This is a genomic window from Hymenobacter daeguensis, assembly GCF_054780555.1.
Map to the genome: position 1 here is coordinate 461,186 of NZ_BAAGWC010000001.1, position 25,739 is coordinate 486,924.

The window sequence follows — 25,739 nt, forward strand, 5'->3', positions numbered from 1 at the left end:
CTTACCGCACCTGCCACAGCTCGTGCCAGCCCGTGGTGTAGCGCGGCGAGCGGTGGGCTGCGCGGCCGGCCCAGGCGGGCGGCTGGTCGTGGCCCTGCTCGTCTTTGGCCACGCCGGCCGCCGCCAGCCGCACCAGCTGCCGGCCGAAGCGGGCATTGAGGCCATCGAGCGCGGCCATCAGCTTCTCGCTGCGGGGCGGGCCCGCCGGACCCGGCGCAAACAACTGCAGCTGCGCCGCCTGCCCGGCCGGCTCCAACCCACTCAGCAGCACCCCGGCGCGGTGATAGGCCACGCCCGGGCGGCGCAGCCGGTGCAGGCCCTGCAGGGCGGCGCGGGTGAGCAGGGTCAGGTCGCTGGTGGCATTGGGCAAGGGCACGGGGATGGTATGCGTGCTGGGGCCCGCCGCGGGCGCATACCTGTCGGTGCCCAGAATGACGGTAACCAAATGCGCCACAAGGCCGTGGCGGCGCAGCTTCTCGGCCGCTGTGGCGGCAAAGGTGGCCACGGCTTCGGCCAGCGCGGCGGCCTCGCGCTGGGGCCGGCCGAAGGAGCGGGAGCACACGGCGCTGTGGCGGCCGGCACGGCCGGCATGCAGCGGCTCATCGGCTTCGTCCCACTCGGCGGGGTTCCAGTCGTGGCAGGGCTGGCCGTGCAGCTCGCGCCACAGCCGCTGGCCCACCACGCCGCCCATGTGGCGGCGCAGCCAGTGCTCGGGCAGCGCCGCCAGCTCGGCCCCGGTGTTGATGTTCATGTCCCGCAGCTTGCGGGCGTAGCGGCGGCCCACGCCCCAGATGCTTGCTACCGGGGCCAGCGCCAGGGCTTGCTGCCACTGCGCCGGCGCTTCGAGCAGCAGCACGCCGTGCGTGCCGTGCTGGCGGGCGAGGCGGTTGGCTAGCTTGGCCAGGGTTTTGGTGGGAGCAATGCCCACGCAGGTCGGAATGCCGGTGTGCTGCCGCACGGTGTCGCGCACCTCCCTTCCGTACGTCAGCAGGTCGGGCGCGAGCAGGCTCATGCCCGCAAAATCCAGGAAGGCTTCGTCGATGGAATACACCTCCACGCCCGCCGCGAAACGGCTGAGCACCTGCACCACGCGGCGGCTCATGTCGCCATACAGGGCGTAGTTGGAGGAGAAAACGCGCACCCCGTGCTGCTCCAGCAGGGGGCGCGCCAGGTGGTAGGGCTCGCCCATTTTCAGGCCCAGGTCCTTGGCTTCCTGCGAGCGGGAGATGAGGCAGCCGTCGTTGTTCGAGAGCACCACCACCGGCCGCCCTTCCAGCTGCGGGGCAAAAACCCGCTCGCAGGAAACGTAAAAATTATTGCAGTCGACCAGCGCGTACATCCGGTTGTATTCAAAGGCTCGCCGATGAATAGCCCTTATTCATCGACATTACCAGCATTAAGTAAAAGAGATATTCCACTTTTGATGCACTCGCCGGCTATCTGCTCACCACCGCCCCATCCGCCAACGAATGAATAACGTGCGTCACCACGCCCCACACCACCAGGCCCGCATCGGGGCCCACGGGCAGGGGCGCGTAGCGGGCATTTTCGGCCACCAGCCAGGGCTGGCCGCTTCGGAACTGCAGGCGCTTGAGGGTGTGCTCGCCCTCCACCACGGCCACCACAATGCTGCCGTGGCCGGCCCGCAGGGCGCGGTCTACGGCCACGAGGTCGCCGGGATGGATGCCGGCCCCGGTCATGGAATCGCCGCTGACGCGGGCCAGAAACGTGGAGGCCGGGTTGCGGAACAGGTGCCGCGTGAGGTCGAACGGACCTTCGAGGTGGTCGTCGGCGGGCGAGGGGAAGCCGGCCGGCACCGGGCAACCGAACAGCGGCAGCGCCCGAGTACCAAGCAGCGTGGCCGAAATAAAATCGTGAAGTGATGCAAGCATAATTGTTTTCCCGCGTCTATCCTGAAAATCTAGCTTTGCTAATTACTAACTAAATTAGTTAATGGTTTTTCAGGCACTGCTCAATCCATGCCCGGCCGGCTAGCGTACATGAGCAGACTTCACGGGAAAATCATGTATTAAAATCAGATTAAAGCCTTAAATCTGCGAAAAAGAATAAAAAATATTGCTACCAACTTTTTTAGTTTTTCTGTAAAATCAGTATCTTTGGGTATGTCAAACGTCAAGCTTCCCACGCCGCTGCCTTTGCAGCAATTTGCCCGTTGTGTGAACGATGCGCAACGCCCGGCCGACTACGTTGGCGACTGGCCCGTGGCCGGCCGCGTGTATGCCGTGCGCGTGCTGCCGCACGCTCGCACGGGCATGCCGCAGGTCCACATCCTTGGCTTCTACGCCGAGCGGCCCTATGGCGCGTTTGCCGCGCACCGCTTCGAGCAGGTGGCGGATGTGTGGCTGAACTAGGCCCCGAAGGCCGTCAGCCCGATGGTTTCATCCCTTATGGCCCCGTTGGCTTTGCAGCCGGCGGGGCCGGTTTGTTGTAGCGCGGCTTCGCAGCGCGCACGTCGCCCGCCTACCGGCCGTAGAGGTGGAAGATGCCCTTGTCCGAAGGGGTCCAGAGGCAGGCGCGCTGGCCGCAGGCTTTCAGGGCGTTATTCGTCCAGGTATTGCAGGTGTAGAGGAAGCTGTACACGCGGTGGGCTTCGTAGAAGGCATCGTCGGGGCCGTAGCTGTGGCCTTTGATGTGCTGCACGTTGCCGGCCGCGTCGAGGGCGAAGCTCTGCTGGATGTAGGCAATGAGCTGCGCGTACTCGGCCTGGCTGAGCTGCAGGGGAATGGTTTCGGGGCCGGGCGCGAGGCGGTGGAAATAGGTGGTGTGCATGGCCGAGGAGCCCAGCCAGAACGCAGCCACGAAGGCGGTGCTGAACTTGAGGTCGGCCCAGGTGGGCGTGTCGAGGTAAAAGCCCTTGTCGCCCCAGCCGAAGGCGATGTAGCGCATGGTGCTGTCCTGTGAGGGAATGTTGGCGAAGGGCAGCTGCCGGCTCCAGTCAATCTGAGCGGTTTTGATGGGCAGCACGATGTCGGTGTGCACGCCGTTGGTGTGCAGGAACACGGTGACATCGGCGGGAGCGCCGGGCTGCTTTTTCTCGACCGGAATGGCCGAGAGCACCACGGCCGTGCCCAGGTACAGGGCGGCCACGCCCACCAGCGAGCCCAGGGCATAACCCGTAACTTTTAATGTTTTGCGGAGCGTGAGCGGCATGTTTTCGGGGGCAACAACTAGGGGGCGAGGCCGGTAATCGACGGACGATGAGCCCGCCAAGTACGGCACAAACGGGCTAAGGTTCGGCAGGGACAGGCGGCGGCGGTCCGTACTTTTGCCCCGCTGCCGGCCCGCGTTGGGGAGGAGCCCCTCGCCTACTCATGTGGACCTCAACCTCCAGGAAGCTGGCTGCTTTCGACGCCGAGTGGCGCCAGCCCACGCCGCGCTTCCGCAACTTCCCGCTCATTGCCCGCTACCACGAAACGGTGCAGGCCGAGCCCGCCTACCACCGCCTCGACCAGCAAACCTGGACCGACCTCAACGGCGAGGAGCTGTTCACGCTCCTCGATGGCACGGTGAGCAAGGTGGGCCAGCAGTGCCTCTACCACCGCCTGCGCAGCCCCCTGAACGAGGCCAATGCGCTGCGGGAGTTCGACGAAGCCGCCTGCTTTTTTGCGGAGCAGCCCGCGCCACGCGGCGGGGCGCAGCTGGCCCTCAGCCGCCTCACTTCTACCGAGGCCTACTACCTCACCGACCTGCTGACCGGCAATGCCCTGCCCGCCCTGCCCTGGGCCGCCGCCGCCCCGGCCCTGGTGCTGCTGCTGCTGGCCACGTTGGTGGGCGGCTTCTGGCAGCCGGGGCTGTGGCTGCTGACCGGCGGGTTGTTTCTGCTGCACACGCTGCTGCATTTTATGTACCGGCCGCACATTGCGGTGGGTATCCGGCCGGTGCTGCAGCTCGGCAGCCTGTACCGGGCGGGGCGCGGCCTGGCGCAGCTGAGCTTGCCGCTGCCTCCGCTCCGGCACCTGGCAGAGCCGCTGGCCCGGCTCGGCTCGATTGTGAATAAAGTGGCATTTCTGCAGGTTGAGGGCCAGCTGCAGGGCGATATCACGATGCTGCCCTGGCTGCTGCTGCAATACCTCAAGATTGTGCTGCTGCTCGATTTCATCGTGTACCACAGCTGCCGCCGCCAGGTGGAGCGGCACGCCGCTGCCATTCGGGCCGTGTTCGAGGCCGTGGGCTACGTGGACTGTGCCATTGCCGTGGCCGGCTTTCGGGCCCGGCACCCGCACTGCGCCCCGCAGTTCGAAGCCGAGGGCTCCGGCCTGCGCCTCGTGGGAGCCTACAACCCGCTGGTGCCCGGCTGCGTGCCCAACGACCTGGCCGTGCAGGCAGCCAGCGTCCTGCTCACGGGCTCCAACATGTCGGGCAAAACCACGTTCATGCGCGCCATCGGCCTCAATGCCCTGCTGGCCCAGACCATTGCCACCTGCCCGGCCGCCGCCTACACGGCGCCTTTCCGGCGCGTAGTGTCGAGCATCAACCTGGCCGACAACCTGCCCGAAGGCAAGAGCTACTACTTTGCCGAGGCCGAAGCCGTGCTGGGTTTTGTGCGGGCGGCCGAAGGTAGCGGCGGCTATCTGTTTATTCTGGATGAGCTGTTTAAGGGCACCAATACCGTGGAGCGCATTGCCGCTACCCGGGCGGTGCTGGCCTATCTGCAGCCGCGCAGCCTGGTGGTGGCCTCCACCCACGACGGCGAGCTGGGCGCGCTGCTGCACCCGGCTTTCACGGAATATCATTTCTCCGAAACCGTGACCGAGGCCGACTGGTACTTCGACTACCGGCTGAAGCCCGGCCCGCTGCGCACCCGCAACGCCATCCGGCTGCTGGCCCGCGCCGGCTACCCCGCAGCCATTGTGCAGGATGCGCTGGCCCTGAGCCGCACGCTGGACGCGGCTGGTACCTGAGGGGCCGTTTCTACAGCAAATCGCAGTACCAGAAGCCCGTGTCGAACGGGCTGGGGTCGGTGCGGTCGCCGCACTCGTAGTCAGCATCGTTGGCAGCGGGCGCGGCAGCGGGCGCGGCAGCGGGCGCGGCAGCGGGCGCGGCGTAGGTGCGGTGCACGATTTCGCCCTTCTCAAACCCAATGGGCTGGCTGAACAGCGGCCCGTCGAAGACGAAGGTGTGGAACTCGCCGTTTTCGCCGCAGGGGTCCACGTTGGCGGGCAGGTCGCGCAGAAAATCCTCGTCGATGACCCGGCCCACGAAGCTGCGGTCCAGGTACTTCTCGTTCACGCAGGTGGTGATGGTTTTGAAGCCCAGCCCGATAAACTCCCGGATGAGCTCCGCCGTGGGCCGGCCCCAGAGCGGGAACACGGCCCGCAAATCCAGCTCGGCCAGCTTGCTTTCGCGGTACTGCCGCAGGTCTTCCAGGAAAATATCGCCGAAGATGGACGCCGCAGCCCCCTCGCTTTTCAGCTCCTGCATGGTGCCGGCCATCAGGGCTTCGTAGGCCTCCATGCCGGGCATCTCGGGCAGAAAGAGCTTGCGGCAGGGCAGCCCGAGGGCGGCGGCCTGCCGGTCGAGCAGGGCCGTGCGCACGCCGTGCATGGAGATGCGCTGGTAGGGCTCGCTGACGGTGGTGAGCAGCGTCTGGATTTCGTATTGCCCCTGCTGGCGCACGTAGTAGAGGGCCAGGGCCGAGTCTTTGCCGCCGCTCCAGTTGAAAATAGCCGGTGTTGTCATGGCGGGCAAGGTAATGCAGCGGCGCGGGTTGCCGGCGGCGGCCGGTTGGCCCGTGCCACTATTTGCCGGCGGCGGCCGGTTGGCCCGTGCCACTATTTGCCACCGGCTGCCTACCTTGAGCCCGTTCCTTGTTCCCCCCTCTTTTTTTCATGAAAAAGCTCCTGCTTGCGTTCCTGCTTGGCGGCCTCCCTGCGGTGGCCTCGGCCCAAACCTTCGACGTGCCCGCACAATACTCGTTCAGCAAGCCCGACGACTTCGCCAGATACGAGCCCCAGGTTATCAGCACCATCAACTGGCTGGAAGCCACGCCCGTGAACCAGGACGTAAGCCGGCGCAAGCAGGCCCAGCGGTTTCTGCTGGAATGGGCCAGCGGCAGCCCCAAAGTATCCATCGGCCTGCAGCCCTACCTGGGCGAGCTATACGGCAAGCAAACCGACCTGCTCATGGCCTTCATGGGCGGCTGGACGCGCTACAGCCTGCAGCACCCCGGCGTAGCGGACCCGCTCATGCTCAATGCGGAAGGCGTGCAGGCCATGCTGAAAGTGTATGCCCTGGGCGGCATGGGCACCATTAAACCGCTGGACAAGGTGCGCGATTTGGCCGCGGCCGGCGAGCTGAATACCTGGCTGAAAGACAAAATCAGCACGAAGTAGCGGGCCGCTGGCGACAACCTTTTCGGCCGGCTGCCCGAACAACCGGGCATGCACTTCACCATCATTACCCCCACGCACCAGCGCCGCGAGCTGCTGCCCGAAGCCGTGGCCAGCGTCCGCGCCTCCATCAGCGCGCCGCTCGATTTCTCCTTTGAGCACCTGATTCTTGACAACGGCTCGCGCGATGGCACAGCCGCTTACCTGCGCGATGCCGCCGCCCGGCCCGGCCCGGCGCTGCGCCACTGGCACACGCCCGGCCGCGAGCTGGCCGGGCTGGCCCGCAACCAGCTCATCCGCGAAACCATGCCCGACGGCTGGATTGTGCCGCTCGACGACGACGACATCCTGCTGCAGCGCACGCTGTTTCACTACGCCACCCAAATCAACGCCAACCCCGGCCGGGCCTGGTTCGTGGCCGACTTTCTGCGCGTGAACGAGCACGGCCGCTACCTGCCCAACGAGGATTATTACGCCTGGCAGTTCGACTCGCCCACGGCCATGCTCCGGGCCATTTTCCGGGCCGAGCATTTCATTCAGGGCAACGTGTGCTACAGCCGCGCTTTTGTGGACGAGGTGGGCGGCTACGACGGCGCGCTGAAGATGGCCGAGGACCTGGACCTCTACGTGCGCTTTCTGCTGGCCGGGCAGCTGCCGGTGGTGTGCCCGCACATCAGCCACCTGCACCGCTTCCATGCCCGCAACGTGAGCATTGGCGTCGATGCCGCCACGCACAACGCCGACTTGCGGGTGATTTACGACAAGTACCGGGCGCAGCTGCAGGCGCTGGGCGTGGCCGAGCCGGCTTAGCGTCGCGCTTATTTTCCAGGCACTTAGTTTAAGTATAGAAGAAGTAATTTTTGCTGCTCAGCGGACCCGATAGGAACTGTATCTTGCGAGAGATTTTTCCTTTCACCGACTGCCGCGCATGTTGAAACCTTTCTACTCTTTTCTATCCACCGTTTGTGGATTCGTACTGCTGGCCTCTGCTCCGGCCACTGCCCAAAGTGTACTTGACCCCACGTTCACGCCCACGCTTCTTAGGCCGGTTCCCCCATCCAGTGGCATCTACCCGGTCCGGGCAATGCTGCAACAGCCTGACGGCAAAATCCTGACGGGAGGCAATTATACCCTCATCGATAACCAACGGGTGAGCCGCATGCGCCGGCTCAACCCCGATGGTACCCCCGATGTAGCGTTTGCGGCCCAAACCGGGACGGGCACGGAGAGTAGTAGCGGTAGTGTGGTGACATTGGCGCTGCAAAGCACCGGCAAAATTCTGGTAGGCTGCGCGTTCACCCGTACCTACAATGGGGTGCTGACCGGAAACCTCGTGCGCCTCAATGCAACGGGCAGTGTCGATGCTACCTTCAATGCCGGTGGGGAGGGCCTCACGTATAATGAGCAGGTAAGTTCATCATCGACCAATTTTGCCAATAACATCCGGACCCTGGCCGTGCAGCCCGATGACAAAATTCTGGTAGGTGGAAACCTGGACCGGTATAACGGACAGGCGGCCGCCAATCTGCTGCGCCTCAATGCCAACGGCACCCTCGATGCGAGCTTTAGCGTGGGCACGTTGGGTTTTACAGCCACCGGAGCACCCACCAGCCCCAGCAGCGGCACCTCGGAAACCATACTGGTGCAGCCCGATGGCAAGATTGTGGTGGGGGGCAGCTTCGCCCGCGTGAATGGGCAGACCGCCAACAATCTGGTACGACTCAACGCCGACGGCAGCCTTGACAACACGTTTTTGAGCACCGGCACCAATGGCTCGGTGCGCACCCTGGTGCGCCAGCCCGATGGCAAGCTGCTGGTAGGCGGCCTGTTTACACAGGTAAACGGGCAGGCCGGCGGAGCCCTCGTCCGGCTCAATGCCGATGGCACCCGCGATACCAGCTTCACGCCCGGCGTGCTTAGCCCGGTAGCCGCCTCCTCCGGCATCTTCAATATACACCTGCGGGCAGATGGCACCATCCTGGCCTGCGGCACCTTTACTTCCTACAACGGTACCGCGCGCGGCGGCGTGGCCAAAATCAGCGCCACAGGCGTGCTCGATACCAGCTTCGGGCCTACTGCTCCCACTACCGCACCCGGCCTGCCCAACATCATTTACGATATACTGGAGCTGCCCAACGGGCAACTGCTCGTCGGCGGCAGTTTCGCCGCCTTTGCCGGCGTGGCCCGCACCGGCCTGGCCCGTCTCAATGCCAGCGCGACTCAGGTAGATGCGGCTTACAACCCGGTGATTGAATTCAGCGGTGGTTTCAACGGGGCCACTGCTTTGAGCAACGGCGATATCCTCCTTGATAACGTGTTTGCCTCCTCCATTAACGGCACTCCCCTGGCCAACAACAGTGTGTTACAACGCCTCAACAGCAGCGGAAGCTACGTAGGGTCGGTGGCGCTGAATTTGTCGCCTTATACTTTCAGTGCCATCAGCACAACGGTGATACCCGATGGGCGCATTTACGTGGCGGGGCAAAGTTTCAACTCGTCCAGCAACGCCGATTATAAGGTGTTGCGGCTGCTGGCCAACGGAACCCTCGATACCAGCTTCACCCCGGTTAGCTTCACTTATCCCCCTTTCATCAACTCCAGTTATTTTGCTGAGATAACGCCGCTGCCCAACGGCGATGTGTTGCTGCTCGGTGATTTTACGGAGGTGAATGGCCAGCCCCGACTTGGCTTTGCGAGGGTATCGGCTACGGGTGCACTCGACCAAGCCTTCACCCTGCCCGGGGCTCCGTGGCGGATGGTGGGAGGCCTCAGAAGCCATTTCCTGGCCGGGGTGCAGCCCAATGGCCAGCCAGTTGTGCAATGGTACGACAACAACGGCACGTATCTGGTGCGCCTTCTGGCTACCACTGGAGCCATCGATAATACGTTTTCCATTGGCAGTGGCGTCGGTCCCAACGCCTATTACCTGGCCCGGCTGCAACCAAATGGCCAGGCCCTTATTCATGGCAATTTCACCAGCTTCAACGGCTACCCAGCGCCTAATGGGCTGTTGCGCTTGCTGCCCAGCGGCCAGCCCGACCCCTCCTTCACGGCAGCAGCGGCCTTGTATACCGTTGCCGTCCAGCCCGATGGCCGCATTCTGGGTGGTCTGCAGCCAACCACTAACAGTTCTCTTGTGGAGCCGATTTTTCGGCTGCGCCGCCTGAATGTGGACGGCAGCCTCGATAACACGTTTCCCAACGTAGACGTCCCGCAGAGCATTTTCAGTGGTGCGACCATCAACGTAATACTGCAGCCACAGGATGGCAAAGTTCTGCTTTACGGCGGTCTTACCAGTGTGAGCGGCCAGATGTGCGGCAGTTTGGTGCGCATCAGCAACACGCTGCTGGCCACGCGCCCGGCTTTTGCGGCCGTGCCGGAAGTGGACGTCTTCCCAAACCCGGCCCAGCAGCAAACCACCCTACGGGTACCGGCCACGGCTGTTTCGAGCACTGCCCAACCCATAACCTTGCTCGATATGCAGGGCCGCACAGTACGTCGGTACACGCTGCCCGCCCGTCAGGCAGAAATCACGCTTTCCCTTTCTGACATAGCACCCGGCATCTACCTGCTGCAAGCCACTACCAGCCAGGGCATAGCCCGGCAGCGGGTAGTAGTGACGCATTAGGACCTGGCTGTTTCTGAGAACGGGTTTAGCTGGCTTAATTTTGGGCTTTCGCCTGCGCCATGCCCGCCCCCCCGCCCCCGGTTTCCGAAGAAGTGTACAGCATCCCGGCCACGTACCGGAAGATGGAAAACACGCACATCCTGTTCTGGCTGCTGAAGGACATTGCCTGGTGCATGGTGTGGCGGCCGCTGGGCCTGGCCATGGTAGTGCCCACGCTGGGCATTGCCCTCGTCATTGCCTGGCGCACCCGCGCCTACGCCTCGGAGCTGGCCCACAACCTGGCCATCGTGTTCTGGATTACGGCCAACTCCTACTGGATGACCAGCGAGTTTTTCGGCTTCGACACCGTGCTGATTACGCCGCAAATCACGGGTAAGCACCTGGCCCTGATACCGTTTCTGATTGGGCTGGGCATTTTGCTCTATTACTACCTGGTCACGAAGCCCCGCGAAAACCGGGCGTCGCAAACCGCCACGCTGTAGGACAAGAACGCCCTGCTGAGCGCAGCTACTTAAACGCGGCCAGCACGTACTTGCCAATCATCTCATCGGCTGGCGACTGTTGGTTGTAGTTGCCGCCCGTCACGACGACGACCAGGCCTTGCTCGGGCCATACCGAGATGCGCTGGCCGCCGTTGCCCTAGGCCGTGGCGCCGTGGTAGCGCCGGCCGTCCACGTCCAGGTACTTCAGCCACCACAGGTAGCCGTAGCTCACGCCCTGCACCACGGAGTGCTGCGCCAGCGACGTGCCAACCCACGCAGCCGGCACCAGCTGGCGGCCCTGCCACTGGCCTTTGTTAAGGTAAAGCAGGCCAAACCTGGCCATGTCGCGGGGCCGCAACGACAGCTGGCAGTAGGTTTCGGCACTGGTCGAATCGGGCCGAAAGCGCCAGTCGAACGACTTGATGCCCAACGGCGTGAACAGGGTTTTGCGGGCGAACTCCGGCAGCGGCTGGCGAGCCTGCTTCTCGATGATGCGGCCCACGGTGATGGGGTTGCCCGAACAGTACATGCCCTTGCCGCCGGGGTGGTCGCTCAGGGGCAGGTCGAGGGTGAACTTGACCCAGTCGCGCGAGTAGTCCATGGTGGTTTCGTTGCCCACCGAATGCTCGTTGCTGATGTCGCAATCGAGGCCGCTCTGGTTGGCCAGCACGTTGCCGATGCTGATGCGCTGCTTTTCGGGCGAGTCGTTGCGCAGGCGGTATTCGGGAAAGAAAGCAGCCACGGGCTCGTCCACGCTTTTCAGCAGCTGTTGCTCGATGGCAATGCCGGTGAGGGCCGAAATAAAGCTCTTGGTGGCCGAGCGCAGCGGGTGCAGCGTCTCGCGGCCGTACTCGTAGAAATACTCCTCAAACACCAGCTTGCCCTCTTTAATAATGATGACGCTGTGGACGTTGGGCAGGCTGCCGTCCACAATTTTTGTCACCATCGTGGCCAGCAGCGCCGGGTCGAGGCTGGTGTTTTGGAGCGTACCCACGGGCAGGCCGTCGGCGGTTTTGGGCGGGGCCGTGTAATGATATACAAAGGCCTTGCCGGCCGGCAGCAGGCGCGGGTACCACATTTGCGGCGGAAAATGCACGTCCCGCTTCAGCAGATGAAACAGCTGCCGGTGTACGGTGTAGGACGCGACTTTCCCGCTGGCATCGCGCTGAAAGCTGACGGTGTCGTTGCTGGCATTGGCGAAAAGGTCGGGGCCGAGGGCGCGCAGCGGGTAGCGGCCGTCGCCAATCAGGGCATACAGCGTCAGGTCGCGGGGCGAGGCGGCTACCCGTAGCGTGGTGGGGTTGGGGTATTCGTACGGGCCCTCGTACGCCTGCAGCTGCGGCAGCGTGAGGGCCGTGCAGGACTGCGCAAAACCCGCCGACGAAATGAGTACGCCGAGCAGCAGAATCAACCGGTTTTTCATAGCATTCCGGGCAGTGGAATACGCGGCCGGACACGCCGGCAGGCCACGCCAAGGTGGCGCAGCGCTTCCTTATTGAAAAGGCCATTGCCATTGCGCTTATGGCGCAATGGCATTCCCATCAGCACCAAGGCATTTTTTTGCGAAAGCGCCCCGCCCAATCATCGTAGCTTCGCGACGGCTTCGCCTTTATTGCCCATGACTCCCGAAGAACAGCACGTCCGCGTCGAGCTCCGCGCCTGGCAGCTGAAAATGCAGCGCCCGCCCTCGCGGCTCAATAATTTCGCCCACCGGGTGCAGGTTCGGCTCAATGCCCTGCTGCCCGAGCGCGTGCACCAGGCCATCACGGCCGCCATCCGGCAGATGGTGCGCGGGGTGCTGTTCGGCTCCCAATACACCACCAGCAAGCCGCTGCAGGAAGCCCCTTTCGCTACCCGCGAGGCCGAGGTGCGCGTGCGCATCCGCGACTACCGCACCATGGCCACCGCCGAGGGGGCCGTGACCGGCGCGGGCGGCTTCCTGCTCGGCCTGGCCGATTTCCCGCTGCTGCTGGGCCTCAAAATCAAGCTCTTGTTTGATACCGCCGCCCTCTACGGCTACGACGTGCACGACTACACCGAGCGGCTCTACCTGCTCTACGTGTTCCAACTCGCCTTCAGCAGCCAGCACACCCGCAACATCACCTACCACCGCCTTGCCGCCTGGGACACTTACCGCCTCACCCTGCCGCTGCACGCGGAGGAGTTCGACTGGCGCACCTTTCAGCAGGAGTACCGCGACTACATCGACCTGGCCAAAATGGCCCAGCTGGTGCCCGTTATCGGGGCGGCCGTGGGCGCGGTGGCCAACTACAAGCTCATCGAGCAGCTCGGCGACACGGCCATGAACTGCTACCGCATGCGCCACTTCGCGGCGGCCGCAGAAGCGCGGCAGCTGGCCGGCTAAGCCGGCGGCCCGGCCGCTACCGGCAAGGCTTATTTTGCTGACGTAATCAGTCGCCGAGCATGTCTATCGACAGCCGGGCGTTGTCGTCCTTCTCCTGAATACTTATCCGTACCCGGTATTGGGCGGCAACGGGCTGCCCGTTTACCACCTGTGGCAGCCAGGCAGTGGGCAGGCTGCGCAAGCCCGACAGAATGAATGCTTCGAATGGGTTAGGCAGCACGTTCACCGCCAGCGCGAATCGGGTTTGGCGCCCCTGGGCATCGACTGAGAACACGAAGTCGGCGCTGCCCTCCTGGTAATGCTGCAGCAGCGCAAAGGCATTGACATGGTGGTAGATAGCATCCCGCAGCTGGTATTTGCCGCCCACGTACAACAAGGGGTGGTTCTCGGCGGCAGCGGGGCCGCTTACCGGCGCGCGCGCGCCCTGCCGCCAATACACCAACTGGTGAGTCGACTCGTTAACCTTCTGAATGATATTGCTTTGGGCATCGTAATACACCCAGACTCCGGCTTTCACCCCGGCATAGTTCATGCCTTTGGCTTGCAGCATGGCGGTGGTATCGGTTACCGAAACCAGATACCCCGCTTTGGTTTTCCGGCCATTGGCAGGCTCCTCCGTGGTGCTGTGGCTTTTTATCCAGTAGCAATGGTAGTACTGCCACAATCCTTCGGGCAGGCCCGCGTGGTAGCTGCCCTTGCTCAGCAGCTTGTTCCAGGGGTATTCGTCTGAAAAGCACCGCCATTCGCCCTCCCGCAGGCCCTTTTCGAACGTACCGGTTTCAAATACGGCCACTCCCCGAAACCGTCCCATCGGCCGATACCGAATGTAGGAGCCCTGCCGCACGCTTTTGTCGGATTTCAGTACGCTGTACTCTTCCACTACCCCCGCTTTTTCTACCAGCACTTTTTCTGTTTCCGCCTGAGCGGCTGCCGGTTCGGGTCTGATGAGCAAAAGTCCCCAGCACAGGAGGGCACCGAATGATTTCATGTGGTATTGGCAGGCATGAACGGAGGCCGAAAGATAGGTGCCTGCACTACCCGAAGCAATTGCGACGGGCAGCCCCGCCCCCGCTCAGCCCCCCCCTGACACGCCGCACCGGCAGTCATCAGGCGGCGCTACCGCGCCGTTTCCAGCTGCGGGCCGGCCAGCCGCGTGTATTCCAGGCGCTGCACCATCAGTCCATCCACCGATTCCAGCTTGAGCGTGGTGTAGGGCTGCGTGGGGAAAAACAGCTCCGAAGCCACGCTGAGGCCATTGTCGGCAAACAGCTCCACGGAAGTAGCATCGAAATACAGCGTCATGTCGGCAGCCGGCGTAGCGGCCAGGCGCGGCGTGACGTGGCGGCCGGCAAACTTCGCGCTGAAAGCCTTCTGGCCGGCTTTGGTGCGGTCGATGTAATACTGCCTGGCCTGGGCGTCGTAGCCGAGGCGTAGCTCCTCGCCGGCCGCGTTGCCCAGCACCAGCGCGAAGCTGTGTAGCTGCGCAGTGCTCAGGCGCAGCGAGTATTTATCGCCGCTGAAGGTGAGCTTGCTGGTGAGGTCGAGTGGCGTGGCCGTAGCTTTCACGTCTTTGAGCGTCACGGCGGGCCGGGCCAGCTTGGCCAGTTCCTTCACTGGCTGCGAGGTGAGGTAAATGTCGCTGCCCACCTGGCGCAGGCCCAACTCGCGCGGCAGGGTGGTGGCGTTGCGCCAGGGCGAGGTGGGCACCTGGTTGGCGTAGTCCCAGTTGCTCATCCAGCCCAGAAAAATGCGGCGGGCGCCGGTGTTGCTCCAAGTCACGCCGGCGTAGTCGTCGGGGCCGTAGTCGGCCCACTTGGTCTGGCCGTTGAGCGGCGTGAATGTGTGGCCATCGAAATCACCCACAAAGTATTGCGTGCCCGAGCCGCCGTTGGGGCCGCCGGGGTTCAGGTTTACCATCAGCACCCAATGGGTTTTGCCGTTGAGGCTGAGGGGGAACAAATCGGGGCATTCCCACACGCCGCCGTGGGCGCCCAGCTTCTGGCCAAACTCGCTTTCCCAGGTCCAGTCCTTCAGGTTGGGCGAGGAAAAGAAGGTGATGCGGTCGAGGGTGGCCAGGGTCATTATCCACTTTTTCGCCACGTCGTTCCAGCTCACTTTCGGGTCGCGGAAGTCCTTGATGCCGGGGTTTTTCAGCACCGGGTTGCCGGCGTATTTCGTCCAGGTTTTGCCCGCGTCGAGGCTGTAGGCCAGGCTTTGGTTCTGGTAGGTTTTGGAGCCGGCCTTTTCCCCTTTCGGGTCGTGATGCGTGAAAATGGCCACCAGCGGGGTCTTGCCATCCTTGCCGAAACCGCTGGTATTCCCGGCATCCACCACGGCCGAGCCCGAGAAGATGTAGCCCAGCGAATCGGGAAACAGCGCAATGGGCTGCTCCTGCCAGCTCACCAAATCGCGGCTGGTGGCGTGCCCCCAGTGCATGGGGCCCCACACCATGGCGCCGGGGTAATACTGGAAAAACAGGTGGTAGGTACCCTCGTAGTACACCATGCCGTTGGGGTCGTTCATCCAGTGGGCGGCGGGGCTGAAGTGGTAGCCGGGCCGGTATTGTGGCGTGGCGGGCGGCACGGCCGCCGTGTCGGGGCGGGCTGCGGCCGGGGCTTCCTGGGTCACGGCGGTGGTGTCGGCGGTTTTGGGGTCGGGGCTGCACGCGGCTAGGCCGGCGGCGGCCAGCGCCAGGCGGAAAGTGTTTTTCATGAGTCGTATTCGGGTGGGAATGGGATAATTGGTGCGCGGCGCTCAGGCTACCTGCTGCTGCATCAGCGCCTGCACATCGGCTTCGGTGAAGGCGGGCGTGGCGCCCTGGTGCGTGGCCACCAGCGCCCCGGCGGCACAGGCAAAATTCAGCGCTTCCTGCGGCGGCCGGCCGCTGAGCCAGCCCGTGAGCAGGGCCGCCAGAAAGGCGTCGCCGCTGCCGATGGTATCCTGCACCTGCACCGGAATACCGGCGGCGCGGTAGAGCTGGCCATTGGCCCAAAGCAGGGCGCCGTCGGCCCCGCAGGTTACGCACACGGCCTGCAGGTCGAAGCGCTGGGCCAGCCAGGGCATGGCCGCCGCCGGCTCGGTTTCGGTGCCGAACCACTCCATGATTTCGGCTAATTCGTGGTGGTTCATTTTCACCAGGTTGGCTTTGGTGAGCAGGTATTTCACCACCTCGCGGGTGTAGTGCGGCGGGCGCATGTTCACGTCAAACACCTTGAACTTGGCGCTTTCGAGCAGGCGGTACAGCGTTTCGCGGGTGCCCGCCTGCCGGGCCGCCAGGCTGCCAAACACGAAAGCGTCGGCAGCAGCCACGGCGGCTGCCACTTCCTCGTCGTACTGGATATAGTCCCAGGCCACGGGCTGCACTATCTTGTAGGTCACCTCGTTGGCGTCGTCCACGTTGGCTTTCACCACGCCCGTCAGGTGGGTTTTGCCGTGCTGAATGAGGTCGGTGCTCACGCCTTTTGAAGCGACGAAATCGACCAGTTCGGTGCCCAGCTCGTCGTCGCCCACGCGGCTGATGAAGCGCACGGGCAGGCCCAGCTGGTGCAGGTGCACGGCCACGTTGAAGGGCGCGCCGCCCGGCTGCTTGCCGGTGGGCAGGATGTCCCAGAGGATTTCGCCGAAACAGGCAATGGTGGGGCTGGTGGACATGGAGAGAGGCTTTATTGGGAAGGTGGAGGGAAAAATGAAAGGCCTGGAATAGAACGTCATGCTGAGCGCAGCCGAAGCATCTCTACCGCTTTGTTGAACGATTGAGTTACTACCACGCGCGAGATGCTTCGGCTGCGCTCAGCATGACGTTCGGGTTTCGTCGACATTCTAACTACTGCGCCGTCAGCTCCAGCACCTTGCTGGTCAGCGCGGCTGGGTTGGGCCCTGAAGCCAATATGCCCACTTTCATGAGGTAGTCGCCGGAGTAGGTCTGGTTGTGTTCGGGAAGGTTGGATTTCTGGCCGCGCATGAGGTTGATTTCCTGTACGCGGTACTGCCGGGCGGGGTCGAGGCCCTGCAGGCGCACCCGCGCAAACTCCTCGCCGGTGCGCAGGTGCAGGTTGTAGGCAAACACCACGGCCTGGGTTTGGGCGGGGTTCACGAACATCGACACGGCCCGGTTGCCCTCGTAGGGCGACACCAGCCGGAACAGGTCGCCGTGCCAGATAACGTCGCTCAGGCGCTTGTACTCCTTCACTGCCTGCTGGCTGAACTTCAGCTCATCGGCCGTCATTTCCTCCACCCGAATGTCGTAGCCCAGGCGGCCCATCATGGCCACGTCGGTGCGGAATTTCAGGCTTTGCTGCTTGTTCCAGCTCGTGACGTGCGCCGACATGGCGATGCTGGGGAAGAACTGCGAGTAGCCCCACTGAATAAGCACCCGCTCGTAGGCATCGGTATTGTCCGAGGGCCAAAACTCGGTGAAGTAGGGCAAGGCTCCGTAATCGACGCGCCCGCCGCCGCCGGAGCAGAGCATCATGGGCACGTGCGGGTACTGCTGGCGCATCCGGCCGAATACTTTGTAGAGGCCGCGCACGTAGTCGATGTAGAGGTGCGACTGGTTGGCTTTGAGGTACTGCGAGTAGGCGTTGGTCATCATCCGGTTGCAGTCCCACTTGATGTAGGCCAGCTGCGGGTTGCTGGTAAACAGCTCATTCACCACGCCGTACACGAAGTCCTGCACCTTCGGATTGGTCAGGTCCAGCACCAGCTGCTGGCGGTAGTAGTGCTCGGGGCGGTTGGGCAATTTCAGCACCCAGTCGGGGTGTTTGGCGTAGAGCTCGCTCTTGGGGTTCACCATTTCGGGCTCAATCCAGATGCCGAATTTCACGCCCGCTTTGGTGGCCGTTTGCACCAGGTGGCCGAGGCCGTTGGGCAGTTTCGACCTGGCCACCTGCCAGTCGCCCAGGCTAGTACTGTCGGTGTTGCGCGGGTACTTGTTGCCGAACCAGCCGTCGTCGAGCAGGAATAAATCGACGCCCAGCTTGCCCGCGTCGCCAATCAGCGCATCGAGCTTTTGCTCGTTGAAATCGAAGAACGTGGCCTCCCAGTTGTTGAGCAGCGTGAGGCGCGAGCCCGTCCCGTCGAGCACGCCGTATTGCCGGGCCCAGCGGTGCAAATTGCGCGAGGCCAGCCCCTTGCCCTGGTGGCTGTAGGTGAAGAGAAAGGCCGGCGTTTCGAATGTCTCGTCGGGCTTCAGGCTGTATTCCGAGGCGAAGGGGTTCATGCCCGCCATCATCCGCAGGGCGTTGCGGTTGTCCAGCTCAAACGAAAACTGGAAGTTGCCCGACCACGCCAGCGTGCCGGCCAGCACGTCGCCGGTGGTTTCGGTGGCCTGCTTATCCAGTCCCAGCAGGAACATGGGCGACTGGTACATCTGGGCCCGGCTGCCGAGCTTGCTGTCGATGATTTTGATGCCACTGGTCAGCTCGGCTTCCTGCTGGCGCACCTCCTCGGCCCAGTCGCCGTGGAACTGCGTGAGCCAGTAGTGCGGCGCTTCAAAATGCAGCATGGCCGAGGCGAAGCGGCTCAATACCACCGGCTTTTTCTCATGATGGCGCACCTCCATCCAGGTTTTGATGAGGTCTTCGGCCGGGTAGGCGCTGAAATGCAGCGTCACTTCCACCGGGTATTTCGGGTCGCGCAGCTCGATGGCCGTGTGTATTTGGCCTTGGGCTAAAGCGTCGGTTTTATGGCGCTGGTAGCGCAGCTCCAGCGAGGGGTTGCCGTCGTTGTGCACCAGCCGAATGGCCGGCTCAAACAGGTTATCCAGCCCCGCTGGCACGTAGGCCTGCTGGCTGCTGGCGGGCAGGCGGCCCAGGTCGGCCGGACTCAGGCGCTGGCCCAGGTAGGTTTGGTACAGGCGCTGCTGGTCGCCCACGGTCAGCACCAGGCTGGTGTGAGCGGTTTCGATGACGATGCTGGTGCCGGGCGCGGTCGGTTGGGCCATGCCAGCAATAGTAGTCATGGCCAAGCAGCTGAAAAAGAAGAGAAGTCGGAGCATTGGGTGGGAATGGGAAGCGCGAATAAATCCGGAACGTTATGCTGAGCGCAGCCGAAGCAGCACTACCGCTTCGTTGCCAAGAACTCACCAAACCGGACAGCGAAGATTTTCAGCTTCATTCGTTGCAGCGAATGATTTACCACTGCGGCAAGAGATGCTTCGACTCCGCTCGGCATGACGTTCTTTCTTCTGCAGCCACAACTAGTGCAGCACCAGTGTTTTATCAGCCGCTTCCAGCGTCGTGCCCTTGGTTTCGGGCATCAGCTTCAGCACGTAGAGCAGCTGCAACACCATCATGGCGGCGAAGAAGGCGAACGTGTTGCCGCCGCCCAGCTTTTCGGCGAAATACGGGAAAGTGAAGGCAATGGCCGCCGCCATCACCCAGTGCGTGGAGCTGCCCAGCGCCTGCCCCTTGGCCCGCACCGCCGAGGGAAATATCTCACTGATAAACACCCAGATAACCGCGCCCTGCGAGAAGGCAAAGAAGCCGATGTACACAAACAGCAGCACCGGCACCAGCATGCCGCCGAACTCCTGCATATAGAAGGCCCGTGCCACCAGCCCCAGCGTGGCAATGAGCCCCACCGAGCCCACCAGCATCAGCTTGCGCCGCCCGAACCGGTCGATAATGTTGACGCCCAGCAGGGTAAAGATGAAATTTACCAGCCCGATGCCCGCCGACGACAGCAGCGCCGTGCCCTGCCCCAAGCCCGTCATCTCGAAAATGCGCGGCGCGTAGTAGATGATGGCATTGATGCCGGCCAGCTGGTTGAACATGGCGAACAGCACGGCCAGCAGCACCGGCCGCCGGTACTGCGGCGCCCACAGCGACTCGCCGGGGCCTTCCTCGGCGGCGTTGGCCACCAAGATGGTTTGCACGTTTTGCTCGGCCGTGGCCGGGTCGATGCGCTCGAATACTTCGCGGGCTTCATCGACACGGCTTTGGCGGAGCAGCCAGCGCGGGCTTTCCGGAATGCGGAACAGCAGCAGGAAGAAGGCAATAGCTGGCACTGCCTGCACGCCCAGCATCCAGCGCCAGGCATCGGGCCCGATGTTTTTCAGCAGGTAGTTAGACAGATACGCGGCCAGAATCCCGAACACCACGTTGAACTGGAACATGCCCACCATGCGCCCCCGCGACTCGGGCGGCGACACCTCGGAGATGTACAGCGGGGCCGTGACCGACGACGCGCCCACGCCCAGCCCGCCCAGAAAGCGGAACACCATGAACGGTACCCAGGCCGGCGACAGCGCCGCCCCCACCGCCGACACCAGATAGAGCACCGCAATCCAGGTCAGGGTGCGGCGGCGGCCCAGCGCATCGCTCGGAATGCCGCCAAAAATGGCCCCTATCACCGTACCAATCAGCGCGATGGAGATGGTGAAGCCGTGCTCCCAGGCGCTGAGGCCCCACACCTGCTGGATGGCTTTCTCGGCTCCCGAAATCACAGCCGTATCGAAGCCGAACAGGAACCCGCCCAGCGCTACCACGATGGACCAGAAGAAGACGTTATTTTTCACAATGTATCAGTGGAAAGGTTGAACCATGCACCGCAACTCAAGCTCCCGCCCCGCACCCCAGACGAAATTGTTCCCACCAAACGTCCATTTCAAAGGGCAGGAGCTGAGTTGTGTACGCGCCTGATTACCAGCCGTTGTTCTGCTTATACAGCCCGCGGCTCAGGTTAATCTGGGTGAGCGGGATGGGCAGGTACTCGTCGCGGCCGGCCGTGAAGCGGGCGTCCTGCAGGTACTGGCGCTTGGTTTTTTCCTGGGTGAAATAGGTGTTCAGGAACGAGTCGGCGATGCCCCAGCGCACAAGGTCGAAGAAGCGGAAGCCCTCCATGGCGAACTCCATGCGGCGCTCGTAGCGCAGGGCCTGGCGGGCGTAGGCCTGCGTCCAGCCGGCGCTGGGGTACTGGCCGATGCGGTAGTTGGACGTGGCCGCGCCGCTGGCCTGCTTCAGCATGGCGGTGCTGTTCTGGGCACGGGTCCGAATCTGGTTGATGATGGGCAGGGCCTCGCTGGCGCGGTTCAGCTCAATCAGGGCTTCGGCTTTCCAGAGCAGCACGTCGGCGTAGCGGATGATGTTCCAGTTCTTCGAGGTGCTCATGAACGGCGGGTTTTTCTGGAAGCTGGGGTCGGTGGGCAGCACGGCTTCCTTCATCGAGAGGTTGTAGCCGTACACCTGCGGCACGCGCACCCACGACTGCTGAAACACGAAGTTGGGGTCGTACTTAAACGGGTGGCCCACAATGGCTACCGTGTGGTCGAGGCGCGGGTCGACGGGGTTGGCCAGGAAATCGGCCGCCGTGGTCAGGTCGCCCGAGGTGTTGAAATCGGTGAAGCGCGGCAGGCCCTGGGCATCGGTTTTGAAGGCGTTCACCAGGTTCTGGCTGGGCTGGTGAAAGGAGCAGCAGCCGTAGTCGGGGTTCATGGGGTAGTTCAGCTCGTTGCCGCGCTGGGTGCGGCCCTTGGCGGTGCCGTCGTTGCGCGAAAACTGAATCTGAAACACCGACTCCGGCCCGTTGTCGCCGGTGGTCAGGAAGTTGGTGGCGAAGTCGTTGTTCAGCGAGAACTTGCCCGAGGCCGCAATCTGGTCCACCAGCGCCACCACTTCCTGCAGCTTGGCGGCGTCGATGCTCGTCACGGCATTGGTAGCGCTTTGGTTATAAGCCTGGTACAGCAGCGTTTTGGCTAGGTAAGCCTGCGCCGCGCCTTTGGTCACGCGGCCCACTTCGGGCTGATTCACCGGCAGGTTGGCCGCGCCGAAGCGGAAGTCGTCGGCAATCTTGCTCCACAGCGCATCGTTGCTCAGGGCCACGTTCGAGATGCTGTTGTACTGGTCCACCGGCACCGTTTCATCGATGTAAGGCACGAACTTAAACACCTCTTTCAGCAGGAAATAGAAGTGCCCGCGCAGAAACCGCGCCTCGCCCTGCCGGATGGCTTTCGTCGGCATCGCACTGGCATCCACCGCATTGAGGCGGCGCAGCGCGTCGTTGGCCCGCGACACGCCGATGAACAGCAAAGACCACAAGTCGTTGGTGGTGCTGATATCGACGCGGTTGAAGGAGAAGGTTTCGTAGAAGTGGAAGCCGTCCACGTCGGCCGTGCCGCCGCCGCCCTTGTAGGCGTCGCCCGAGCGGACGTTGCCATAGGGCCACATCGACGAGTAGGGGCAGTAAAACACGTCGTTGCCGAGCTGCGAGTAGGCCGCAATCACCTGTTTATCAATGTTGGCGGGCGTATTCAGCTGCTCATCGGTGAGCGTGCCCTTGGGGTCCACGTTCAGAAAATCCTTGTCGGAGCAGCCCACGGAAAGCGTGAGCAGGCCGAGGGATAAGGCGGTTAGTTTAAAAATTTTCATGGGAATTTGAAGGCTAAGGTGGGAAGGTTTTCAGGCGGCGCGGGCGGGTTCACCTCACCCCCGGCCCCTCTCCCGCGGAGAGGGGAGCCTGACGATTAGAACAGCTGTGCCGCTGTGGCTCCCCTCTCCCGCGGAGAGGGGCCGGGGGTGAGGTTTCGGCGTTAGAAAGTGACGTTCAAACCAGTGGTGAAAATCCGTGGAATCGGGTACTGGTAGTTGGTCACCTCCGGGTCGGGCGCGGTGTACTCCTTGCTCTTGATGGTGAACACGTTCTGGGCCTGCACATACACCCGGATGCCTTGCAGCTTCACCTTCTCCACCAGCGTGTTGGGCAGCGAATAGCCCAGCTGCAGGTTGCGCAGCTTCATGTAGGAAGCATTCTCGATGAAGTAGGTCGAGGAGCGGTTTTCGGCGTTGTTGTTGATGAGCGACACGGCCGGAATGGTCGAGCCGGTGTTGGTCGGCGTCCAGGCGTCGAGGGTGCGCTGGCCCCAGTTCTCGCCCGCCGCCAGGCCCGCAAAGTCGGTGCGGAACTTGATGTTATTGTAGGCATTCAGGCCCTGCACGCCCTGGAAAAATAGCTGAAGGTCAAAGCCTTTGTAGTTGGCGCCCACGTTCAGGCCGTAGCTGTAGTTGGGCACCGCTTCGGTAATCCAGGTCTGGTCGAAGTTGTCGATTTTGCCGTCGCCGTTCAGGTCTTTGTAGCGGATGCGGCCGGGGGCGGCCCCCACCTGCGTGGGCGCCCCGCTCACCTCAGCGGCACTCTGAAACAGGCCATCGGCCACGTAGCCGTACACGGCGTTGATGGAGTGGCCCAGGCGCGTCACGTCCTGGCCGTTGCCGCCGTAGGCGTTAATCACCTCATCGGGCAGGTAGGTCACCTCGTTGCGGTAGGTCGAGAGGTTGGCCGCAATGTTGTAGGTCAGGCCGTTAGCTAGCTTGTTCTGGTAAGCCAGCAGGAATTCCCAGCCCTTGTTTCGCAGCGACGCGCCGTTCACGAACTTGTCGCCGCCCTCGCCCACCACGGCGGGGTACGGCAGGTTCACCAGAATGTCGGTGCTGTTCTTAATGAAGTAGTCGATGGTACCGGAAATCTTGTTATCCAGGAAGCCAAAGTCCAGGCCCAGATTGGTTTGCGTGGTGGTTTCCCACTTCAAATTCGGGTTGGCCTGCTGAATGCGGCGGTAGCCGGAGGGCAGGTTGCTGTTGGTGCCGTAGATGTCGTAGGCCGTGCCTTTGTCGGTGGTGAAGTTGGGGTCGAGCGTGCCGAGCAGCGACTGGTAGAGGCCGCGCGAGGCGAAGTTGGCAATGTCCTGGTTGCCGGTCTGGCCCCAGCCGGCGCGCAGCTTCAGGTCCGAAATCTGCGGCGCGTTGTCCTTGATAAACGCTTCCTCCGAGATGCGCCAGCCGCCCGACACGGCCGGAAAAATGCCAAACTGGTTGTTCACCCCGAAGCGCGACGAGCCGTCGCGGCGGATGGTACCGCTCAGCAAGTACTTGTCGTTGAACGAGTAGTTGACCTTGGCGAAGTACGAGGCCAGGCGGAAAGCCGTGGCCGAGCCGCCGTTGTCCTTGTTCAGCGTGCCGGCGTCGAGGTAGGCGTAGTCGAGGCTTTCGCTGGCGAAGTTGGTGCGCGAGGCGTAGCTGCTCTCGTCGTAGTAGCTGATGCGCTCGTTGCCGAGCAGGAAATCGAGCTGGTGCTTGCCGCCGCCGAAGTTCAGGTTGTAGTTCAGGGTATTCTGCAGCACCCAGTTGCCGTAAAACCGGTTGTTGTCAGTGACGCGGTTGTTGGCCTCCGAGAGGTAACCGGCGGTGTAGGTTTTGTAGATTTCGCGGTACTTATACAGCGAGTAATCAATGCCGAAGCTGGTGCGCAGGTGCAGGTTTTTCACCACCTCCAGGTCGGCGAAGGCATTGCCGAAGGCCCGGCCGGTGTTGGCCATGTTCTGGGCGTTGTCGGTGAGCAGGCGCACGGGGTTGTCGCGGTCCGAGATGCCCGACACCGGCCCGCCCCAGCCCACGCCGTCCACGGTGTGCACCGGCACGATGCTCGGCAGCTGGCTGGCCCGGTCCCGGATGAAGTTGATGCCCGGCGTGTTGGGGTCGTTGGTGGGCAGAACGGTTTCCTGGGTTTTGGCCACCGTCAGGTTCTGGCCCACCTTCAGGCGGCCGTTGAAGAAGTTGTAGTCCGAGTTCAGGCGGGCCGTCCAGCGGTTGTATTCCGAGGTTTTGATGATGCCCTTGTTGTCGTAGTAGTTCACCGAAAACAGCACCCCGCCGCGCTCGCCGCCGTTGCTGATGTTCAGGTTGTACGACTGCAGCACCGCGTTGCGCTGAATCTCCGAAAACCAGTCCGTATCGGCCGAGCGCATGGTGTGGGCCGCGTCGATGAACTCGGGCACCGTCACGCCATCCAGCACCGGCTTGCCGTTGGGGCCGGTGTGCGTCTGGAAGTTGTAGAACGGCAGGTTGGGCGTGATGCCGTCGTTGATGGCCGCCTGCCCATACACCCGGCCGTAGTCCAGCGTGTTCAGCATTTTGATGTGCGGCCCCGGCGTCTGCACCGTCAGGAAGGTCGAGAAATCCACCTTCGTCACGCCCTTCTTGGCTTTCTTTGTCGTGATGATAATCACGCCGTTAGAAGCCCGCGAGCCGTAGATACTAGCCGACGAGGCATCCTTCAGCACCTGAATGCTCTCGATGTCGTTCTGGTTAATCTGGCCGATGCCCTCGCGGGTCGGAATCCCGTCAATCACGTACAGCGGGTCGTTGTTGCCCAGCGTGCCGATGCCGCGAATTCGCACCGTGGAGTTGCCGGCCGGCGAGCCGTCGGTGGTGATGCTCACGCCCGGCACCCGGCCCTGCAGGTTTTTCACGGGGTTCGAGGACGGCAAGTCCCGCACCTCATCGCTCTTGATTACCGATACCGCGCCGGTCAAATCGGCCTTGCGCTGCACCTGGTAGCCGGTCACCACCACTTCGTCGAGGGCGGCGGCGTCGGTCACCAACTGGGCCGCCACCGTGCTTTCGCTGCCCACCGGCACTTCCTTCGTTTTATAGCCCACGAAGGAGAAAACCAGCGTCGCGCCCTCCGGCACGTTCAGGCTGAATTTGCCGTCCATGTCGGTGTTGGTGCCCAGGTTGGTGCCCTTCACCAGCACGGTCACGCCGGGCAGGCCCTCGCCTTTGTCGTCGGTCACGCGGCCGGTCACGGGCCGGTCGGCCGGGGCCGGATGGGCGAGCGTTTCGGCGGCGTGGCCGGGCCCGGCCGGGCCGGCCGCCAGGGCCGGGCCGCCAGCTAGCAGCGCCACCAGCGCCGCCTGCGGAAGAGAATGTAGCAGTGTGTTCATGCGTTTTTGAGTGGGAGTGAAAAGCAGGAAAAAGGACCGAAGCGGCTCCCGGCTACCAGGAGCGGCGGGGTGATTGATGGTCCAAATGTCCGGCGGCCCGCCCCGGCGGGCTTGCTCAATCCTCTCAAAAGCGTTAACTATCCGTTCACTGCCCGAATTATAATTTTAACATTGAACTACAACACTTTAACCCGCAACA

19 protein-coding genes are annotated in these 25,739 nt (G+C 63.0%); 7 read left to right on the plus strand and 12 right to left on the minus strand.

The genetic code is table 11. The annotated features are described in order from the left end of the window. Position 1: 1 nt before the first annotated feature. Both ACYVHT_RS02020 and ACYVHT_RS02025 read right to left on the minus strand, forming a co-directional pair. Positions 2-1,339 carry a Y-family DNA polymerase gene (locus ACYVHT_RS02020; RefSeq protein WP_460547418.1) on the minus strand — a complete coding sequence of 446 codons (1,338 nt, stop codon included), beginning with the start codon at positions 1,337-1,339 and terminating at the stop codon, positions 2-4. A 97-nt stretch (positions 1,340-1,436) separates the two neighbouring features. Beyond that, positions 1,437-1,892, minus strand: a complete 456-nt coding sequence (locus tag ACYVHT_RS02025; protein ID WP_460547420.1) for a LexA family protein — start codon at positions 1,890-1,892, stop codon at positions 1,437-1,439. Between the two features lie 285 nt (positions 1,893-2,177). Between ACYVHT_RS02025 and ACYVHT_RS02030 the strand changes: the two genes are divergently transcribed. Beyond that, positions 2,178-2,372 carry a hypothetical protein gene (locus ACYVHT_RS02030; protein ID WP_460547422.1) on the plus strand — a complete coding sequence of 65 codons (195 nt, stop codon included), beginning with the start codon at positions 2,178-2,180 and terminating at the stop codon, positions 2,370-2,372. A 109-nt stretch (positions 2,373-2,481) separates the two neighbouring features. Here ACYVHT_RS02030 and ACYVHT_RS02035 read toward each other — a convergent pair whose 3' ends face one another. Then, positions 2,482-3,171: a DUF2459 domain-containing protein gene (locus ACYVHT_RS02035; protein ID WP_460547424.1), complete on the minus strand. Its 690-nt coding sequence runs from the start codon at positions 3,169-3,171 to the stop codon at positions 2,482-2,484. A gap of 161 nt (positions 3,172-3,332) precedes the next feature. On the opposite strand from ACYVHT_RS02035, the gene ACYVHT_RS02040 reads away from it, so the two are divergent. Next, positions 3,333-4,922, plus strand: a complete 1,590-nt coding sequence (locus tag ACYVHT_RS02040) for a P-loop NTPase family protein (RefSeq protein ID WP_460547426.1) — start codon at positions 3,333-3,335, stop codon at positions 4,920-4,922. Between the two features lie 10 nt (positions 4,923-4,932). On the opposite strand, the gene ACYVHT_RS02045 is transcribed toward ACYVHT_RS02040, so the two are convergent. Next, the gene (locus ACYVHT_RS02045) at positions 4,933-5,700 is read right to left on the minus strand and encodes a Dph6-related ATP pyrophosphatase (protein ID WP_460547427.1); all 768 of its coding nucleotides are present in this window, start codon (positions 5,698-5,700) and stop codon (positions 4,933-4,935) included. 149 nt (positions 5,701-5,849) lie between these two features. Between ACYVHT_RS02045 and ACYVHT_RS02050 the strand changes: the two genes are divergently transcribed. The 4 genes from ACYVHT_RS02050 (at position 5,850) to ACYVHT_RS02065 (ending at position 10,460) form a co-directional block, all read left to right on the plus strand. Then, positions 5,850-6,353, plus strand: a complete 504-nt coding sequence (locus ACYVHT_RS02050) for a hypothetical protein (protein ID WP_460547429.1) — start codon at positions 5,850-5,852, stop codon at positions 6,351-6,353. Positions 6,354-6,401: 48 nt separating this feature from the next. Continuing rightward, positions 6,402-7,160 carry a glycosyltransferase family 2 protein gene (locus ACYVHT_RS02055; protein ID WP_460547431.1) on the plus strand — a complete coding sequence of 253 codons (759 nt, stop codon included), beginning with the start codon at positions 6,402-6,404 and terminating at the stop codon, positions 7,158-7,160. A 274-nt stretch (positions 7,161-7,434) separates the two neighbouring features. After that, positions 7,435-9,978: a T9SS type A sorting domain-containing protein gene (locus tag ACYVHT_RS02060; protein WP_460547433.1), complete on the plus strand. Its 2,544-nt coding sequence runs from the start codon at positions 7,435-7,437 to the stop codon at positions 9,976-9,978. Between the two features lie 59 nt (positions 9,979-10,037). Then, on the plus strand, positions 10,038-10,460 hold the full coding sequence (locus tag ACYVHT_RS02065; protein WP_460547434.1) for a hypothetical protein: 423 nt from the start codon (positions 10,038-10,040) through the stop codon (positions 10,458-10,460). A 157-nt stretch (positions 10,461-10,617) separates the two neighbouring features. Here the strand turns inward: ACYVHT_RS02065 and ACYVHT_RS02070 are convergent, their stop codons facing one another. Beyond that, a complete protein-coding gene (locus ACYVHT_RS02070) occupies positions 10,618-11,883 on the minus strand; it encodes a serine hydrolase domain-containing protein (RefSeq protein ID WP_460547436.1) in 1,266 nt (421 codons plus the stop codon). Between the two features lie 195 nt (positions 11,884-12,078). On the opposite strand from ACYVHT_RS02070, the gene ACYVHT_RS02075 reads away from it, so the two are divergent. Further along, entirely contained in the window at positions 12,079-12,825 is a 747-nt protein-coding gene (locus tag ACYVHT_RS02075) for an EcsC family protein (RefSeq protein WP_460547438.1), read from the plus strand. Between the two features lie 46 nt (positions 12,826-12,871). On the opposite strand, the gene ACYVHT_RS02080 is transcribed toward ACYVHT_RS02075, so the two are convergent. The 7 genes from ACYVHT_RS02080 to ACYVHT_RS02110 all read right to left on the minus strand — a co-directional run bounded on the left by ACYVHT_RS02080 (position 12,872) and on the right by ACYVHT_RS02110 (position 25,540). Continuing rightward, a complete protein-coding gene (locus ACYVHT_RS02080; protein WP_460547440.1) occupies positions 12,872-13,813 on the minus strand; it encodes a toxin-antitoxin system YwqK family antitoxin in 942 nt (313 codons plus the stop codon). A gap of 128 nt (positions 13,814-13,941) precedes the next feature. Continuing rightward, on the minus strand, positions 13,942-15,537 hold the full coding sequence (locus tag ACYVHT_RS02085) for a glycoside hydrolase family 32 protein (protein WP_460547442.1): 1,596 nt from the start codon (positions 15,535-15,537) through the stop codon (positions 13,942-13,944). A 42-nt stretch (positions 15,538-15,579) separates the two neighbouring features. After that, the gene (locus ACYVHT_RS02090; RefSeq protein ID WP_460547443.1) at positions 15,580-16,476 is read right to left on the minus strand and encodes a carbohydrate kinase family protein; all 897 of its coding nucleotides are present in this window, start codon (positions 16,474-16,476) and stop codon (positions 15,580-15,582) included. A gap of 172 nt (positions 16,477-16,648) precedes the next feature. After that, positions 16,649-18,784: an alpha-galactosidase gene (locus ACYVHT_RS02095; protein WP_460547445.1), complete on the minus strand. Its 2,136-nt coding sequence runs from the start codon at positions 18,782-18,784 to the stop codon at positions 16,649-16,651. A 237-nt stretch (positions 18,785-19,021) separates the two neighbouring features. Beyond that, positions 19,022-20,341, minus strand: coding sequence for a sugar porter family MFS transporter (locus ACYVHT_RS02100; protein ID WP_460547447.1), 1,320 nt, complete (start codon positions 20,339-20,341; stop codon positions 19,022-19,024). A gap of 124 nt (positions 20,342-20,465) precedes the next feature. Continuing rightward, on the minus strand, positions 20,466-22,190 hold the full coding sequence (locus ACYVHT_RS02105; protein WP_460547449.1) for a RagB/SusD family nutrient uptake outer membrane protein: 1,725 nt from the start codon (positions 22,188-22,190) through the stop codon (positions 20,466-20,468). Between the two features lie 161 nt (positions 22,191-22,351). Then, the gene (locus tag ACYVHT_RS02110) at positions 22,352-25,540 is read right to left on the minus strand and encodes a SusC/RagA family TonB-linked outer membrane protein (RefSeq protein ID WP_460547451.1); all 3,189 of its coding nucleotides are present in this window, start codon (positions 25,538-25,540) and stop codon (positions 22,352-22,354) included. Positions 25,541-25,739: the final 199 nt, after the last annotated feature.

Bases quoted from the DNA above. Each gene is read 5' to 3' on its own strand.
- ACYVHT_RS02020 (WP_460547418.1), bottom strand. From the start codon at position 1,339: ATGTACGCGCTGGTCGACTGCAATAATTTTTACGTTTCCTGCGAGCGG.
- ACYVHT_RS02025 (WP_460547420.1), bottom strand. From the start codon at position 1,892: ATGCTTGCATCACTTCACGATTTTATTTCGGCCACGCTGCTTGGTACT.
- ACYVHT_RS02035 (WP_460547424.1), bottom strand. From the start codon at position 3,171: ATGCCGCTCACGCTCCGCAAAACATTAAAAGTTACGGGTTATGCCCTG.
- ACYVHT_RS02040 (WP_460547426.1), top strand. From the start codon at position 3,333: ATGTGGACCTCAACCTCCAGGAAGCTGGCTGCTTTCGACGCCGAGTGG.
- ACYVHT_RS02045 (WP_460547427.1), bottom strand. From the start codon at position 5,700: ATGACAACACCGGCTATTTTCAACTGGAGCGGCGGCAAAGACTCGGCC.
- ACYVHT_RS02050 (WP_460547429.1), top strand. From the start codon at position 5,850: ATGAAAAAGCTCCTGCTTGCGTTCCTGCTTGGCGGCCTCCCTGCGGTG.
- ACYVHT_RS02055 (WP_460547431.1), top strand. From the start codon at position 6,402: ATGCACTTCACCATCATTACCCCCACGCACCAGCGCCGCGAGCTGCTG.
- ACYVHT_RS02060 (WP_460547433.1), top strand. From the start codon at position 7,435: ATGCTGCAACAGCCTGACGGCAAAATCCTGACGGGAGGCAATTATACC.
- ACYVHT_RS02065 (WP_460547434.1), top strand. From the start codon at position 10,038: ATGCCCGCCCCCCCGCCCCCGGTTTCCGAAGAAGTGTACAGCATCCCG.
- ACYVHT_RS02070 (WP_460547436.1), bottom strand. From the start codon at position 11,883: ATGAAAAACCGGTTGATTCTGCTGCTCGGCGTACTCATTTCGTCGGCG.
- ACYVHT_RS02075 (WP_460547438.1), top strand. From the start codon at position 12,079: ATGACTCCCGAAGAACAGCACGTCCGCGTCGAGCTCCGCGCCTGGCAG.
- ACYVHT_RS02080 (WP_460547440.1), bottom strand. From the start codon at position 13,813: ATGAAATCATTCGGTGCCCTCCTGTGCTGGGGACTTTTGCTCATCAGA.
- ACYVHT_RS02085 (WP_460547442.1), bottom strand. From the start codon at position 15,537: ATGAAAAACACTTTCCGCCTGGCGCTGGCCGCCGCCGGCCTAGCCGCG.
- ACYVHT_RS02090 (WP_460547443.1), bottom strand. From the start codon at position 16,476: ATGTCCACCAGCCCCACCATTGCCTGTTTCGGCGAAATCCTCTGGGAC.
- ACYVHT_RS02095 (WP_460547445.1), bottom strand. From the start codon at position 18,784: ATGACTACTATTGCTGGCATGGCCCAACCGACCGCGCCCGGCACCAGC.
- ACYVHT_RS02105 (WP_460547449.1), bottom strand. From the start codon at position 22,190: ATGAAAATTTTTAAACTAACCGCCTTATCCCTCGGCCTGCTCACGCTT.
- ACYVHT_RS02110 (WP_460547451.1), bottom strand. From the start codon at position 25,540: ATGAACACACTGCTACATTCTCTTCCGCAGGCGGCGCTGGTGGCGCTG.